The sequence below is a fragment of the Lichenicola sp. GTC18331 genome (assembly GCF_055386855.1).
This window is the reverse complement of sequence record NZ_AP045015.1, coordinates 276,610-290,707: the sequence shown is the minus strand read 5'-3', so window position 1 is coordinate 290,707 and position 14,098 is coordinate 276,610. Positions and strand designations below refer to the sequence as shown.

Here is a 14,098-nt window from a genome sequence, read left to right as displayed (position 1 = left end):
GTGACGAAAGAAGGCTCAGGCATGGTCGAGGGACGCGATGGTTGCAAGCAGCGCCTCGGCATCCAGCAGCAATACGAGCGGCTGATTCGCGGTTTTACCGTCTTCCTCGCCGAGAAGGGCGCGTCCGGGCTCGGCGGTCGGACGCAAACGCATCACGCCCAGAACGCGGTCCACCCGGAGGGCGGCAGGAGGCTCGCTCGCGCGCAGGATCAGCATCTTCCCGCCTTGCGGCATGTCGCCGTCGCGCTGAGCCGGGTCGAGCAGGCGATTCAGATCCAGAACAGAGAACAGCACGCGTCCGGCCAGGGAAACACCAAGCACTACCCCCCTCGCCCGCGCCGTGATCAGCGGGACCGGCGAACACACGAACGGCCTGACGGCCGAGACCATGCCCAGAGGAAGCGCCACATGGCGCCCGCCCGCCAGACAGACCAGACGCGGCGGCAACAAGGCATGGCCGATCTGAAGGCCACGCTGCGCCAGGGCCTCGGTGCGCTCGGAGAGGATGCGTTCGCGAACATGCCGGTCCATCAGCCATGCCCCCGGACATCGCCCTGGCTGCCATCCCGGTCGAACCAGTCCTGCCGGCTCAGGGCGAGCAGGCGTCCGGCGGTCATGCCGTCGCCGCACGGCAAGGCGGCATCCTCCGGCAGGTCGAGCGCGATCCGGCGCGCTTCACCGATCAAACGGCGGCCGGGCACGGAACGTCCCGTGTCGAACAGAAGCAGACCGAGATGGTAGTGCGCCATCACGAAATCCTTGCGCAGATAAAGCGCGCGCCGGAACGCCGTTTCGGCATCGCCGTCGCGGTCCAGTGCCCGGTTCAGCAGAGCGGCGTAGAAGAACAGATCGGCGCAAAGCGGATGGCGACCGAGCGCATCGCTGCACGCGCTCAAGGCTTGGTCGGGCAGGCCGCGATCGGCCAGCTCGCGCACCGCCTCGATCGCGGAGGTCGCATCGGGCAGAGTCGTTTCGACCGGTCCCGGCGCCGCGATCGCTGCCGGCACGGGCTGTGACCGCAACGCCCGCGTTGCCGTTTTGGACGGTCGGGGCGTGGGCCGCAGCGGCGGTGTGGCCGTCGGTATCGGTCCTGGCAAAACGGGCCGGACGGCATCCGCGCGCCGCCACACCACTGTCCCGTCCAGCACGACCGGCTGCAAGTCGTCCAGGGTGTGCCCCACCGCTTCGGCATGGCCCAGCAGAAGCCAGCCATCCGGCACCAGCGCGGCGCCGAAGCGACGCACCAGAGCGCGCACCGTATCCTGGTGGAAATAGATCAGCACGTTGCGGCACAGGATCAGGTCGTACTGCTCTCCCGCGACGGGCGCGCCGCCCAGCGCATCGAGCAGATTGCGCTTCTCGAACCGGACCATGCTGCGGAACGCTGGACGCAGGCTCCAGCGACGTCCCTTGCCGTCGCCGGTGGACACGAAATCGCGGTGCCGCTCCGGCTGGGACAGGCTGCGGAGGGCCCAGTCCGTGTATTCGCCTTGGCGGGCCGTCGCCAGCGCCGCTTCGTCGATATCGGTGCCGAGGATCGATACGGACCAGTCGCGCAGAGCCGGACCGAGCAGGCGATGCAGCAGGATCGCCACCGAGTAGGGTTCCGCCCCGGTGGAGCAGCCGGCGCTCCAGATCCGCAAACGCCGGGCTGCGGCCCGCGCCTCGACCAGCCCGGGCAGAATGACGTCGCGCAGGGCATCGAACTGTTCCGCGAAACGGAAGAAGAAGGTCTCGTTGATGGTGATCTCGGATTCGAGATGTCCCCACTCCTCCGATCCGCCACTCTCCAGGAGACGGAGATAGCCCTCCGGCGACAGGCCGGTGGCGGCGAAGCGACGATGCAACCGGTCGCGCAGCTGGTCGTCCTTGTTGTCGTAGTAATGGTGCAGGGTGCGTTCGATCACCAGCCGCTTGATGCGGCCAAAGACCGGGGCGTCAATCGACGACATCGGCGCCTTCATCGGTCCAGACCGTAACGCGCCGGGCGGCATCCGCGGTCAGCGTGGCCACGCGCGCCTGCTCGTCGAGCAGCAGCAGGCGGTCCGGATCCAGCAGCGCCACTGGTCCGCCAGCGCGCAGATGCCGGGACACGCACCCGTTCTGCCAGCGATCGGTCTCGGCCTCGTCGTCGGCGCCGTCGGGGTGACGCACCTGCTCCAGCCGGTCCACGAGCAATGTCAGCGCGTCGAGACGCAAGATGGGACGATAGAGCGGATCGGTTTCCGGGATCTCGCCGGGCGCTCGCAGGCCGAGCAGCACGGCCAGATCGATCACCGCCATCGTCGCCCCGCCCAGCGAAAAGAACCCGGCCAGTGCGGGCGGCGTTCCGGGACGGCGATCGAGTCGGGGCAGCGGCAGACATTCGCGCACGCGTGCGGCCGGCAGCGCCATGCGTCGGCCGGCAACACTGAAAATCACGATCGGCGCGTCCATCACCGCCTGAGCAGACAGAGTTGACGCCGCAGCGTCAACAGACAGACGGCAAACGACGTGCCGGATCAGTTCGCGACCATCACCGAGATCGGGCTGAGGGCATCGGTGATCCGCAGGGGCGTGGTGCCGGCCGGATCGCCATCCGCCTGCGCCGGCAGGGCCTGCGTTCCCTTCACCACGATTTCGCTGGCCCGCTTGTGCACCGCGCCCGGCACACGGCCGAGCCGGTTCAAGGGCAGCGCCGCGCCGGCGACCAGCGCAGGGCCGATCCCCGCTTGTTCGAACAGGATCACGGAGAAACCCGGCTCATCGGGACGCGCATCCGGCGCCAGCAGATAGGGCCCCCCATACAGGCTTCCCTTCGCGACGATCACGCTGCCCGCTTCCGCTTCCTCACCGTCGATCAGGAGCTGGATCGGCTCGAACCCGTAGCGCGGCAGTTCGCGCAGGGTCTGCGCGACATAGGCGCCCTTGCCGAGCGCGCGCTTGGCGATGCGGGAGATGTGATGGACCACATGCGCGTCGAAACCGATGCCGAGCATCTGCACGAACAGGCGCTCGCCGTCCGTGGAGCTGGCGATTCCGGGCCAGAGCGGACGTTGCCGGTTCGAGGCCAGGGTGGCGGCCAGCCCCACCGCGCCGGTCGGCAGGTTGAGCTCGTGCGCCAGAACATTGGCCGTTCCGAGGGGAATGATACCCAGCCGCGCCCGCCCGCCCTGCAATCCCGCCGCCACCTCGGCGATGGTGCCGTCACCGCCGGCCGCCACCACCAGCGCGTCGGGATCGTGCGCCGCCTCGCGCGCCAGTTCGGCCGCGTGACCGGCATGGCGCGTTTCCACCACCTCCAGCCGCACGCCATGCGCCACCAGAACGTCGAGCACCGTCCAGAGACGGCTGACACGCCGTCGTCCGGCCGTCGGATTGTAGATCACCAGCATGGCGGCGATGATGACACGCTCCGGGCGCGTTGTTTGTGAAGATCATGCAAACGTCACGCAACCGGCACGATGGGTTGTGTAGGAGGTGTGCGCCGAGGCCAGAATCGCCGGGATGGACCGGTGCATCGCGAGTCTCGCGTTCGCAGGAGCGACCGATGAACGCCATCCCGTTCGATCCGGCCGGCCAGATCGTTGCAGAGCCACGCACGCATTATCGCACCGTGTTCATCTCCGACCTGCATCTCGGCACGCGCGGAAGCCGCGCCGATTTCCTGGCAGATTTCCTGTCGCGCACCACCTGCGACAAGCTGTTCCTGGTCGGCGACATCATCGACGGATGGCGCCTGCGCCGCTCCTGGTACTGGGATACGGATCATGACGAGGTTCTGCGTCTCATTCTGAAAGCGGCGCGCAGCGGTACGGAAATCGTCTACATCCCCGGCAATCACGACGAGATGTTCCGCGCCTGGCTGCCGATGAGTCTGGAGATCGCCGGCATCAAATTGTGCGAGAACGCGGTGCACGTCACGGAGGACGGGCGCCGTCTTCTGGTGATGCATGGCGACGAGTTCGACAGCGTCGTGCGCTACGCGCCGTTCCTGGCGCTGCTCGGCGATCGCGCCTATGCGGCATCGCTGGTGATCAATCGCTGGTTCAATCTCGCCCGACGCAGATTGGGGCTTCCCTATCGGTCGCTGTCCGCATGGTTGAAGCGTCAGGTCAAGGGCGCGGTGAAGGCGATCGACCGGTTCGAGGAAGCGCTGGCCGCCGAAGCGCGTCGTCGCGGGGTCGACGGCGTGGTGTGCGGACATATCCATCACGCCGAGATGCGCGAGATCAGCGGCGTGCTCTACATCAATGACGGCGATTGGGTGGAAAGCTGCACCGCTCTGGTCGAGCATGCGGGCGGACGTCTCGAACTGATCGACTGGGCGGAACGGCGCCGCCTTTCCTTCATGAGTTCGCGTGCCCGACGCATGTCCCGCCCGACCGTTCTTCCGGAATTGGCCTGATCCCATGGACGATGTTCGCCCGATCGCAGCGCCGCCCTGCCGCATCCTGATCGTTTCCGACGCCTGGAAGCCGCAGGTGAACGGCGTCGTCCGCACGCTCTCCACCATCGCCGGAGAATTGCGTGCGATGGGCCATGTCGTCCAGGTGGTCGGGCCGGACCGGTTCCGCACCGTTCCCTGCCCTACCTATCCGGATATCCGCCTGTCGATCCTGCCCGGACGCAGGCTGGCGCGGATCATCGCGGCGTTCGCGCCCGACCGGCTGCATATCGCGACCGAAGGTCCGCTCGGCATCGCGGCGCGTCGCTGGGCGATCCGGCGCGGCCACGCTTTCACCACCTCGTTCCACACCCGGTTTCCGGAATATCTGCAGGCGCGGACCCGTCTCCCGCTCGGCCCGAGCTACGCCTTCCTGCGCCGCTTCCACAACGCCTCGGCCGGCACCATGGTCGCCACCGCCAGCCTCGCCGACGAGCTGCGCGCGCGTGGCTTCACCCATATCGTGCCCTGGTCGCGCGGCGTGGATCTGTCCCGCTTCTCGCCGGAGCCGCGTCGGGACTGGGCCACAGAATACGGCATCCCGCGACCGATCTTCCTGTATGTCGGCCGGATCGCGGTGGAAAAGAATATCCCTGCCTTTCTGGAACTGGACCTGCCCGGCTCCAAGGTCGTGGTGGGCGGCGGCCCGCAGCTCGCCGAGCTGAAGGAACGTTTCCCCGGCGTGGTGTTCACCGGCCCGTTCTCCGAAGCCGAACTGGCGGCGGCCTATGCCGGCGGCGACGTGTTCGTGTTCCCCAGCCGCACCGACACGTTCGGGCTGGTGCTGCTGGAAGCGCTGGCGTCCGGCGTGCCGGTGGCCGCGTTCGATGTCACCGGCCCGCGCGACGTTCTCGCCGGAACCAACGGTGCGGTCGGCACAGTGGGCGACGATCTGCGTGCCTCGGCGCTGGCGGCGCTGGACGCGGACCGAACCGCCTGCCGCACCCATGCCGAGCGTTTCGGCTGGCGCGCCTGTGCGGAAACCTTTCTCCAGGCACTGGCGCCGATGAACGGTGAGAAGGTCTCCGCTCCGGTCTGATCCGGGGTCGTCCACCGCTCTATCCGTTTGATCCGGAACATGGCGAACGTCCCTCTTCCGCGGTAATGTCCCAGGCCGGTGCCGTGTGAGCGCACCGGCCTTTTCACGTGTCACGTTAAAGCCGCGTTGCCGTCGGTTGCGGTTCGGAGTTAGGTGCGGCACGAGGAACGACACGGTGCTCGGGCCGCAACTTGGAGTTGATCGCATGGACCGCCCGACCCGCACGGAATGGACCGGACGTTCCGGCACGCAGACCGCCGGCACGATCTTGCGTCTCGGCGCCTGGAGCGTCGTACACGTGGTGTTCTATTTCGTGCAGCAGGTGGCGGAGCTTCTGGCACCGCTTCTGCTGGTGATCGGTGTGGGCTGGTGGGCGCTGCCGAAAGTGGTCGGCGCCATGACGACCCAGTCCGGCGATGCCGATTCACAGACACGGGACATTCTTAACACCGTGTCGGGTTCCATACCGTCGGGCCTGCATTTCGCCGGCCACTGGATCACCCCCTCCGGTCTGATCTTCGATGGTCTGCTGCTGATGGCCCTGGCCGCGATCGGTGCCACACTTTCGGCGCTCGCCGCCCGCGGCATGTGACGATCCGGGCTCAGCGCGCCGGCGGGACACCGCCCGGGATCAGCCGGAAAAGCCGCAGCGTTTCCGGACGGAGATGCTCGATCGCGACGCGGAAATGCCAGGCTGCGAACAGCGCCGCCGCAACCAGAACCAGGCTCAGGATCCACAGAACCGTCCAGACCACGCCGGCGCGTCGGCTTTTCGCTATCGGCGGCGGCATGATTGCATCAAGCGGCAGCGGCGAAGCCAGCGTGATCGGCGCGGAGTGCTGTTCCGGCGGCGCGTCCTCGAAGTCTGGAAGGGGCTCGTCGACAGGCTCGGGCGCGATCTGCACCGGCTCTTCCGCCGGCTCCGGCTCCAACTCAGGCTCGGGCGGCAGCTCGCGCCACTCGGTCTCGCAGCGAGCGCAACGCAACCGTCTCGGCTTCACCGGCGGCGGAATCTCGTATGCCGTCGAGCAATTCGGACAGCTGACTTTCATTCGGGACGACCTTCTGTCGGCCGCGGCAATGTCGCAGCGAAACCTTAAGCGATCGCTAACGAGGCCAACGCCTTGATTTCGCTCGACGAGATCGGACTTCGCTATCCCGGCCGCGATCCGAATCGCGGCGCCGTACTGCAGAACATCAGCGCCGATATCCCATCCGGCGCCTTTCGCTGGGTGTTGGGTGCCTCCGGTGCCGGAAAATCGTCCCTGCTGCGTCTGCTGTCCCTGTCGCTGAAGCCGACAGCCGGGCAGCTGGAGGTGCTGGGCGTTTCCGTGAACCGCGCCCGTCGGGCGGCCCTGGCCAAGTTGCGGCGGCGCACCGGCATCGTATTCCAGGATCTGCGCCTGCTCGGCGAGTTATCCGTGTTCGACAATGTGGCGCTCCGTCTGCGTCTGGACGGCCTGCCGGAAGACAGGATCGAGCTCGAGGTGACGGAAATGCTCCGTTTCGTCGGTCTCGGACGCAAGCTCGACGTTCGTCCGCACTCCCTGTCCGGTGGCGAACAGCAGCGCGTCGCGGTGGCGCGCGCCGTGGTGCACAGGCCGCCTCTGTTGCTCGCGGACGAGCCGACCGGCGCGCTGGACGAGCCGCAGGCGATGCGTCTGATCGGGCTGTTCGAGGAGCTCAACCAGATGGGCTCCACCGTTCTGGTGGCCACCCACAACGAGGCCCTGGTGCGCCGTTTCGGCCATCCGGCGCTGGTGCTGGAGCGCGGTCGCTTGGTGTCGCATGGCTAACGCCTCCGTCACGCGCATGACCGGACGGCCCCGTCTATCGCGCCGCAAGGACGGTCTGGCCCTTCGACGCGCCATGCCGGACCGCCTCCTGCCGGCTTTGGTCGCCGCCATGACCTTTCTGGCCGCCCTGGCCCTCGCCGGGGCGGTCGGCGCCTCTCTTCTGGCGCAACGATGGAACAACGGCGCCGCCGCCATCGTGACGATCCAAATACCGGATGCGGACAAGCCGGCCGCCAGCGGAACCGGATCGCGCGCGGATGCGGCCCTGGCCGTCCTGACGCACGACCCCGCCTTTGCCTCCGCAACCCCGCTCGACCGCGCGAAGCTCGCCGCCCTGCTCGCCCCCTGGCTTGGCGGCGCGGGCGGGACCGACGCCGCTGCCCCGGCCTTGTCCCTGCCCGGTGTGATCCAGGCTCGCCTCCTTCCCGGCATCGAGCCGCCGCCCGATCTCGCCGCAAGGCTCGACGCGGCCGCGCCGGGAACGCTGGCCGAGCGCAACCAGCCCTGGACCGCGCGTCTGGTGGCGTTGACACGCAGCCTCCAGGCCTGCGCCGCCCTGGCCTTGCTCGTCGTCACCGGGGTCGCTGTCGCCGTGGTCGCCGCAGCCACGCGTGCCGGGCTGGCAGCGAGGCGCCATTCCATCGAGATCGTGCATGGTCTCGGCGCGGGCGACGGTTATATCGCCGGACGCTTCGCCCGCCGCACCACGGTTCTCGCTTTCTCCGGCGGCATCGTCGGCACGATCCTTTCCGTTCCTCTCCTTTTGTTGCTGTGTCGGCTGGGCGCACCGTTCGCCACCGGCTCCGAACCGCCGCCTCTGCCCGCCGGCGATCTGACCGCAACGCTCGGCGACGCCCTGGCCCGCGTGCCGATGCCGCTCTGGATCGCCCTGCCGCTGCTTCCGCCGATCGCCGCCACCATCGGCTGGCTAACCGCCCAGTTCACGGTGCGGGCGTGGCTGCGACGCCTGCCATGAGATCGTCGCGCCGACGCTGGGTTCTGCGCGGCATGGGCTTGTTCGCCGCCCTCTTCGTCTTGGGCTGGCTGGCGGGCTTCGCCTGGTTCGCCGCCGAGGCGATGCGTCCTGCCGGCCCGGTGCCCAAGGCCGACGGGATCGTCGTGCTGACCGGGGGCGCCGGCCGCATTGACGCCGCACTCGATCTCCTGGCGGCGGGCCGGGCGCAGTTGATGCTGATCTCCGGGGTGAGCGAAGGGGTCGAACTGCCGGATCTGTTGCGGGCCGCCGGGCGGCCGGACGATCCGCGCTACGCCGGCCGCATCGCACTCGGTCACGCCGCGACCACGACCATCGGCAATGCGATGGAAACCGCCTCCTGGGCGCGTTCGAACGGGCTGGAATCCTTGATCGTGGTCACGGCCAGCTATCACATGCGCCGCGCCCTGGCCGAAATCGGCACCGCCCTGCCGGAAGCGACGCTGATCCCCGATCCGATCCAGCCGCCGGCGATGACGCGACCGAGCCTCGGCACGCTGAAGCTGCTATCCTCCGAATACACCAAATGGCTGCTGGTCGTGTTCGGCCTGACCGGCGGCGCCCATCTCCGAGAGACCGCGTGACCCTGTTTCCCACCATCCTGCGCGCGACGGCGTTCAACCTGTTCTTCTTCGCCCTGACCCTGATCATGGGCATCGCAGCCTTTCCAATTCGCTGGTTCGCCCCTGGAAAGGCGCTCCCCTACGCCAAGCTCTGGGCCGGAACGACGGTGAAGGGTTTGCAGCGCATCTGCGGCGTGGAGTTGCGCATCACCGGCCTCGAGCATCTCACCGGCGAAGCACCCGTCCTGATCGCATCGCAGCACCAATCGGCCTTCGACACGCTGGTCTGGATGAATCTCGTGCCCCGCCCGGCCTACGTGATGAAGAAGGAGCTCACCAGGTTGCCTCTGGTCGGGCCGATGCTTCTTCTGGCCGGCATGATCCCTCTGGAACGCGAAGGCGGCGCCAAGGCTCTACGCGACCTGCTGCGCGATACCGCCGCGGCCGTGACGGACCGGCGCCAGATCGTGATCTTCCCGGAGGGTACGAGGGTGCGGGCTGGGGAACAGGTGCCGTTGCAGCCCGGAATTGCTGCCCTTGCGACCCATTCCGGCCTGTCCGTCCTGCCGGTGGCGACGGATTCCGGCCGCTGCTGGTCGCGCAACGCCTTCATCAAACGCAGCGGCGTGCTGCACATCGATATCGGTCCACCGATCCCGCCCGGCCTGAAGCGGCAGGCTCTGCTCGCGGCGATCCGCGAGGGCTGGGAGACGCTGGAACGACAACGACTTGCGTGAACACCCCCCAACAGACCTGTGGATAAGTTTGTGGGCTTTGTTCTCGAACGGATGGAAAAGCGCGTAGACAGTCTGTGCCGATCGGGGAGGCCTGGATGCCGCTACGAGGCTCCCTGTCAAGCCCACAGGACACATGGCAAGCGTGTTAACAAGACGTTGAAGGTATAATCAGGATTATTTCGAACTACCCACGATGGTTCCCTTGTCGTGGAAAGCTGACCGATCGAACAGAAAGCCGAGGAAGTTTGGGTTCTAACCGCTCCGTCGTGCCTGTGGATAAGATTTCGGAGGGTTGGGTGTCGCCGCTGCATCAACGACTTCGCCACCCCGCCGCCAGTGATCTATGAAGGGAGCGATGCAACATCTCCCCCTACCGCGCCGACCCTGGTTGCGCAGGCTTCTGTCGGTGGTCCTGGTTCTGGCAAGCGTCGCGGCGGTGGCGGACACCGTTGTCTGGTTCAGGCTCGAACACCTGCTCGACGAACGGCTGGGTCGGTTCACGGCCAGTGCAGAACGGGCGGGATGGAGCCTACAGGCTCATCGCGGCCGGCGTGGCGGCTGGCCGTTCGCCGCCACGCTACGGATCACCGGCCTGCGCCTGGCCGCCAACCGGGGGGCCATGCCCGGCCGCCTGGAGTGGTCCGGCGATACGGTCATACTGAGCCTGTCGCCGTTCCATCCCAGCCTGCTGCATGTGGCTCTGCCAGGAACGCAGAAGCTGCAACTCGGCACCTTGTCGCTGCGGGGCTGGGGTTCGGAACTCGCGTTCGACAGCGACGGTAGCCGTATCCGGGTGAGTGCCGAGGCGCTGCATCTGGTTCGGGCCGGCGCCGGACCGGATGATGTCTTGCAGAGCGCGGCGATGGAGGCCGAATTGCACTGGCGGCCGGACCGTGGCGACGGCACCGACCTTTCCGTGACGCTGCATCAGGTCGCGATGCCGCTCTTGGGCGCCAGCGAAGGGCGCATCGCCCAGCGCGCGCGTCTGGTGGCCAGGCTCGATGCTCCGCTGCGTGACGCCCTTCCCGGCGACGGCAAGACGGCACCCAGCTTCGCCGACATGCTGCGCCGTTGGGGGACGGCCGGCGGTGCGATCCGTCTGGATGAGGCCAGCCTGGACTGGCCGGATGCCGGCCTGTTCCTGCGGGGCAGATTGGTGCCGATGAGCGAGGGACTGTTTGACGGCACGCTGTCGCTTGATCTGCTGCATCCCGAAAAACCGCTTTCGGTCCTGCGCCACGCCGGGTTGATCGGCGCAGGAGAGGAAACGTCGATTGCGGCGGTGATCGGCTTGATCGGCGACGGCAGTGGCAAGGTGAACGATCGGATCAGCCTGCCGCTGACGCTGCGCGCCAATATCTTGTCTCTGGGAACCATTCCGCTGGCAACTCTACCGCCATTGTGAACGCTACCGCGGGGCGCATAGCCGGAGCCCACGTTGACAAACCTTACATCCGGTTTATCTGAACTTTCAGGAATTCCTGAAAGTTTGGAACGGTGAATCTTCCTCCCTTGATCCAGGATTTTGTGCTGCATTTCGGCGAGATGGGCGGGCGCTGGGGCGTCAACCGCACCGTCGGACAGATGTATGCGCTGTTGTTCCTGTCCGATCGGCCGCTGAACGCGGACGAGATCAGCGACAGTCTTGGTTTGTCACGCTCCAATGTCAGCATGGGCCTGAAGGAGCTGGAAGGCTGGCGGCTGATCCGCAAGCGCCACCTTCCCGGAGACCGTCGCGACTACATCGAAGCACCGGACGATATCTGGCAGATCGTGCGCACGTTGGCGGAAGAACGGCGCAAGCGCGAAGTCGATCCGACCCTGTCGTTGCTGCGCGATATTCTGATGGAAACCCCGGCGACGACCGAAGAGCGCCACGCGCAAGACAAGATGCGCGAAATGCACGACCTGATCGAGCTGATGACCGGCTGGGCCGACGACGTGCAGAAGCTCGACAACTCTTCCCTCGCACGACTGCTGGCGCTCGGCGCCGGCGTGTCGCGCATTCTCGAACTTCGCAACAAAGTCACCGTGTTCCGGCGCGGCCGGACTTCCGCAGACCATGAAGGGATCGCATCATGAACGCGCTGGACCTCGCGCGCGCGCAATTCGGCTTTACCGTCGCCTTCCATATCATGTTTCCGGCCTTCTCGATCGGCCTCGCCGCCTATCTGGCGGTGCTCGAAGGTCTGTGGCTGAAGACCGGACGGCAGGTTTATCTCGACCTGTTCAAATACTGGCTCAAGATCTTTTCGATTGGTTTCGCCATGGGCGTCGTGTCCGGCGTCGTCATGTCTTACGAGTTCGGAACCAACTGGTCGCGCTTCGCCCAGAAAGCGGGGCCGGTGCTAGGACCGATGCTGGCCTATGAAGTGCTCACCGCCTTCTTCCTGGAGGCTGGATTCCTGGGGGTGATGCTGTTCGGCATGGGCCGGGTCGGCAAGAAGCTGCATTTCGCCGCCACCTGCCTCGTCTCGATCGGCACGCTGATCTCGATGACCTGGATTCTCGCGTCCAATAGCTGGATGCAGACGCCGCAGGGTTATTCGATCGAGCCTGGCACGGGTCGCTTCCTGCCGGCCGATTGGTGGCAGATCATCTTCAACCCGTCCTTCCCGTATCGCCTCGTGCATATGGGTCTGGCCGCATTCCTGTGCGTCGCCTTCGCCGTCGGCGCCGTGGGCGCGTTCCATCTGCTGCGCGATCGGCGCCGGAACCGCGCGCCGTCCGAGGCGGTGCGGGTCATGTTCTCTATGGCAATGTGGATGGCCGCGATCGTGGCCCCGATCCAGATCCTGGCCGGCGACACGCAAGGCCTGAACACGCTCCAATACCAGCCGGCCAAGATCGCGGCGATGGAAGGCGATTGGACCAGCGAAGGCCGCGCGCCTGAAATCCTGTTCGGTATCCCGGACATGAAGGCCGAGACCACACGTTACAAGATCGAGATCCCGTTCGCGGGCTCGCTGATCCTCACACACAGCCTCAACGGCAAGGTGCCCGGTCTGAAGGACTACAAACCGGAAGACCGTCCATATTCGCCGCTGATCTTCTTCACCTTCCGCATCATGGTCGGCCTCGGCTTCCTGATGTTCGCGCTCGGCCTGTTCGGCCTGTATCAGCGGTGGCGCGGCCGTTTCTATGACAGCGTCTGGCTGCACCGTTTCGCGCTGGTCATGGCGCCGTCCGGCTTCATCGCCTTGCTCTGCGGCTGGATCACCACCGAGGTCGGCCGTCAGCCCTACACGGTCTACGGCCTGCTCCGGACCACGGACAGCGTTTCTCCGATCGCCCTGCCGGGCATCGCCACCTCCATGGTCGCTTTCGTGGTGGTGTATTTCGTGGTGTTCGGTGCCGGTCTCGCCTTCATCCTGCGTTTGATGAACGCTTCGCCGCAGCCGAATGAAAGCGATCTCGACCCGCACACGCCGACGCGCACCGCCGGCATCCATCCCGGCCCGGCTCAGGGCCGCCCCAAGAGCGGCGGTCACGCCCCCTACCCGAGCGCTGCGGAGTGAGCGTCATGGATCAGGCACATTGGCTGCCCATCGTCTGGGCCTGCATCGCCAGCTTCACCATTCTGGCCTACATCACCCTGGACGGGTTCGATCTCGGCGTCGGCATGTTGTTCGCCGTCGAGAGCGAGAAGCACGACCGCGACGTCATGGTGAACACGGTCGCCCCGGTCTGGGACGGCAACGAAACCTGGCTCATTTTGGGCGGAGCGGCGCTCTACGGCGTGTTTCCGCTCGCCTACTCGACTATCCTGCCGGCCCTGTACCCGCCGATCATCGCCATGCTCCTGGCGCTGATCTTCCGCGGCGTCGCTTTCGAGTTCCGCTTCCGTGCCGAAACCAAGCGGGGACAGGCGATCTGGGACTTCGCCTTCTTCGCCGGTTCGCTGCTCGCAGGCTTCACTCAGGGGCTGATCCTGGGCGGGCTGATCCAGGGCATCAAGGTCGTGAACGGCGAGTATGCTGGCGGCTGGTGGGACTGGCTGACGGGCTTCTCGATCTTCTGCGGTATCGCCACCGTGATCGGCTATGCGCTGCTCGGCGCCTGCTGGGTGGTGTGGCGCACCAACGGCGAACTGCAGCAACGCGTGCGCCGTCAGGCCAAGCTCCTGGCCGCCATCACGCTCGCTTTGATCGTCGTGGTAAGCCTCTGGACCCCCACTCTCAACCTGAGCTATCTGCGTCACTGGAACGTTTGGCCGCGCATGCTCTACGTGGCGCCGGTTCCGATCCTGGTCGCGCTGCTGGCTCTCATATTCTGGCGCACCATCGACGACGAGGGGCACCATGTCGCGCCGCTTCTGTGCGCGCTCGGCTGGTTCTTTTTGTGCTTCACTGGACTGGGCATCAGCGTGTGGCCGTTCATCGTGCCGCCGGGCATCAATATCTGGCAGGCCTCCTCGCCCCCCTCGAGCCAGAAATTCCTTCTGGTCGGCGCCAGCGTGTTGATTCCCGTTGTGCTCGCCTACAGCGCGTACGCCTACTGGGTCTTCCGTGGCAAGGTGGATACGGAGACACATTATCACTGA

At 66.6% G+C, this 14,098-nt stretch carries 16 protein-coding genes; 11 read left to right on the top strand and 5 right to left on the bottom strand.

What is annotated here, in order from left to right; translation table 11 throughout:
* Window positions 1–15: 15 nt before the first annotated feature.
* From ACZ5BM_RS01385 to ACZ5BM_RS01370, 4 genes are all read right to left on the bottom strand, one after another.
* Entirely contained in the window at window positions 16–531 is a 516-nt protein-coding gene (locus ACZ5BM_RS01385) for a chemotaxis protein CheW (RefSeq protein ID WP_498909547.1), read from the bottom strand.
* Complete coding sequence (locus tag ACZ5BM_RS01380; RefSeq protein WP_498909546.1) at window positions 531–1,952, bottom strand: CheR family methyltransferase; 1,422 nt, start codon at window positions 1,950–1,952, stop codon at window positions 531–533. The genes ACZ5BM_RS01385 and ACZ5BM_RS01380 overlap by 1 nt, the downstream gene beginning before the upstream one ends.
* Window positions 1,939–2,421, bottom strand: coding sequence for a chemotaxis protein CheW (locus ACZ5BM_RS01375; RefSeq protein WP_498909545.1), 483 nt, complete (start codon window positions 2,419–2,421; stop codon window positions 1,939–1,941). Before ACZ5BM_RS01375 ends, ACZ5BM_RS01380 begins: the two co-directional genes overlap by 14 nt.
* A gap of 80 nt (window positions 2,422–2,501) precedes the next feature.
* Window positions 2,502–3,374, bottom strand: coding sequence for a diacylglycerol/lipid kinase family protein (locus ACZ5BM_RS01370; protein WP_498909544.1), 873 nt, complete (start codon window positions 3,372–3,374; stop codon window positions 2,502–2,504).
* A 155-nt stretch (window positions 3,375–3,529) separates the two neighbouring features.
* Here ACZ5BM_RS01370 and ACZ5BM_RS01365 point away from each other — a divergent pair, with 155 nt between their 5' ends.
* The 3 genes from ACZ5BM_RS01365 to ACZ5BM_RS01355 all read left to right on the top strand — a co-directional run bounded on the left by ACZ5BM_RS01365 (window position 3,530) and on the right by ACZ5BM_RS01355 (window position 6,057).
* Window positions 3,530–4,387, top strand: a complete 858-nt coding sequence (locus ACZ5BM_RS01365) for a UDP-2,3-diacylglucosamine diphosphatase (protein ID WP_498909543.1) — start codon at window positions 3,530–3,532, stop codon at window positions 4,385–4,387.
* A 4-nt stretch (window positions 4,388–4,391) separates the two neighbouring features.
* The gene (locus ACZ5BM_RS01360) at window positions 4,392–5,465 is read left to right on the top strand and encodes a glycosyltransferase family 4 protein (protein WP_498909542.1); all 1,074 of its coding nucleotides are present in this window, start codon (window positions 4,392–4,394) and stop codon (window positions 5,463–5,465) included.
* A gap of 205 nt (window positions 5,466–5,670) precedes the next feature.
* Entirely contained in the window at window positions 5,671–6,057 is a 387-nt protein-coding gene (locus ACZ5BM_RS01355) for a hypothetical protein (RefSeq protein ID WP_498909540.1), read from the top strand.
* A gap of 10 nt (window positions 6,058–6,067) precedes the next feature.
* Here ACZ5BM_RS01355 and ACZ5BM_RS01350 read toward each other — a convergent pair whose 3' ends face one another.
* Window positions 6,068–6,517 (bottom strand): zinc ribbon domain-containing protein, encoded by a 450-nt coding sequence (locus tag ACZ5BM_RS01350; RefSeq protein ID WP_498909539.1) that lies wholly within the window; start codon window positions 6,515–6,517, stop codon window positions 6,068–6,070.
* Window positions 6,518–6,589: 72 nt separating this feature from the next.
* Between ACZ5BM_RS01350 and ACZ5BM_RS01345 the strand changes: the two genes are divergently transcribed.
* The 8 genes from ACZ5BM_RS01345 to cydB all read left to right on the top strand — a co-directional run bounded on the left by ACZ5BM_RS01345 (window position 6,590) and on the right by cydB (window position 14,098).
* On the top strand, window positions 6,590–7,261 hold the full coding sequence (locus ACZ5BM_RS01345; RefSeq protein WP_498909538.1) for a cell division ATP-binding protein FtsE: 672 nt from the start codon (window positions 6,590–6,592) through the stop codon (window positions 7,259–7,261).
* Window positions 7,254–8,237, top strand: coding sequence for a cell division FtsX domain-containing protein (locus tag ACZ5BM_RS01340; protein ID WP_498909537.1), 984 nt, complete (start codon window positions 7,254–7,256; stop codon window positions 8,235–8,237). The genes ACZ5BM_RS01345 and ACZ5BM_RS01340 overlap by 8 nt, the downstream gene beginning before the upstream one ends.
* The gene (locus ACZ5BM_RS01335; RefSeq protein ID WP_498909535.1) at window positions 8,234–8,839 is read left to right on the top strand and encodes a YdcF family protein; all 606 of its coding nucleotides are present in this window, start codon (window positions 8,234–8,236) and stop codon (window positions 8,837–8,839) included. The genes ACZ5BM_RS01340 and ACZ5BM_RS01335 overlap by 4 nt, the downstream gene beginning before the upstream one ends.
* Window positions 8,840–8,904: 65 nt before the next feature.
* Window positions 8,905–9,555, top strand: coding sequence for a lysophospholipid acyltransferase family protein (locus ACZ5BM_RS01330; protein ID WP_498911437.1), 651 nt, complete (start codon window positions 8,905–8,907; stop codon window positions 9,553–9,555).
* Window positions 9,556–9,910: 355 nt separating this feature from the next.
* On the top strand, window positions 9,911–10,960 hold the full coding sequence (locus ACZ5BM_RS01325) for a DUF2125 domain-containing protein (protein ID WP_498909534.1): 1,050 nt from the start codon (window positions 9,911–9,913) through the stop codon (window positions 10,958–10,960).
* Between the two features lie 107 nt (window positions 10,961–11,067).
* Window positions 11,068–11,637 (top strand): GbsR/MarR family transcriptional regulator, encoded by a 570-nt coding sequence (locus ACZ5BM_RS01320; RefSeq protein ID WP_498909533.1) that lies wholly within the window; start codon window positions 11,068–11,070, stop codon window positions 11,635–11,637.
* Window positions 11,634–13,073: a cytochrome ubiquinol oxidase subunit I gene (locus ACZ5BM_RS01315; protein ID WP_498909532.1), complete on the top strand. Its 1,440-nt coding sequence runs from the start codon at window positions 11,634–11,636 to the stop codon at window positions 13,071–13,073. The genes ACZ5BM_RS01320 and ACZ5BM_RS01315 overlap by 4 nt, the downstream gene beginning before the upstream one ends.
* Before the next feature lie 5 nt (window positions 13,074–13,078).
* Window positions 13,079–14,098 carry a cytochrome d ubiquinol oxidase subunit II gene (gene cydB, locus ACZ5BM_RS01310; RefSeq protein ID WP_498909531.1) on the top strand — a complete coding sequence of 340 codons (1,020 nt, stop codon included), beginning with the start codon at window positions 13,079–13,081 and terminating at the stop codon, window positions 14,096–14,098.

Bases quoted from the DNA above. Each gene is read 5' to 3' on its own strand.
- ACZ5BM_RS01385 (WP_498909547.1), bottom strand. From the start codon at position 531: ATGGACCGGCATGTTCGCGAACGCATCCTCTCCGAGCGCACCGAGGCC.
- ACZ5BM_RS01355 (WP_498909540.1), top strand. From the start codon at position 5,671: ATGGACCGCCCGACCCGCACGGAATGGACCGGACGTTCCGGCACGCAG.
- ACZ5BM_RS01365 (WP_498909543.1), top strand. From the start codon at position 3,530: ATGAACGCCATCCCGTTCGATCCGGCCGGCCAGATCGTTGCAGAGCCA.
- ACZ5BM_RS01370 (WP_498909544.1), bottom strand. From the start codon at position 3,374: ATGCTGGTGATCTACAATCCGACGGCCGGACGACGGCGTGTCAGCCGT.
- ACZ5BM_RS01340 (WP_498909537.1), top strand. From the start codon at position 7,254: ATGGCTAACGCCTCCGTCACGCGCATGACCGGACGGCCCCGTCTATCG.
- ACZ5BM_RS01380 (WP_498909546.1), bottom strand. From the start codon at position 1,952: ATGTCGTCGATTGACGCCCCGGTCTTTGGCCGCATCAAGCGGCTGGTG.
- ACZ5BM_RS01335 (WP_498909535.1), top strand. From the start codon at position 8,234: ATGAGATCGTCGCGCCGACGCTGGGTTCTGCGCGGCATGGGCTTGTTC.
- ACZ5BM_RS01330 (WP_498911437.1), top strand. From the start codon at position 8,905: ATGGGCATCGCAGCCTTTCCAATTCGCTGGTTCGCCCCTGGAAAGGCG.
- cydB (WP_498909531.1), top strand. From the start codon at position 13,079: ATGGATCAGGCACATTGGCTGCCCATCGTCTGGGCCTGCATCGCCAGC.
- ACZ5BM_RS01360 (WP_498909542.1), top strand. From the start codon at position 4,392: ATGGACGATGTTCGCCCGATCGCAGCGCCGCCCTGCCGCATCCTGATC.
- ACZ5BM_RS01350 (WP_498909539.1), bottom strand. From the start codon at position 6,517: ATGAAAGTCAGCTGTCCGAATTGCTCGACGGCATACGAGATTCCGCCG.
- ACZ5BM_RS01325 (WP_498909534.1), top strand. From the start codon at position 9,911: ATGCAACATCTCCCCCTACCGCGCCGACCCTGGTTGCGCAGGCTTCTG.
- ACZ5BM_RS01315 (WP_498909532.1), top strand. From the start codon at position 11,634: ATGAACGCGCTGGACCTCGCGCGCGCGCAATTCGGCTTTACCGTCGCC.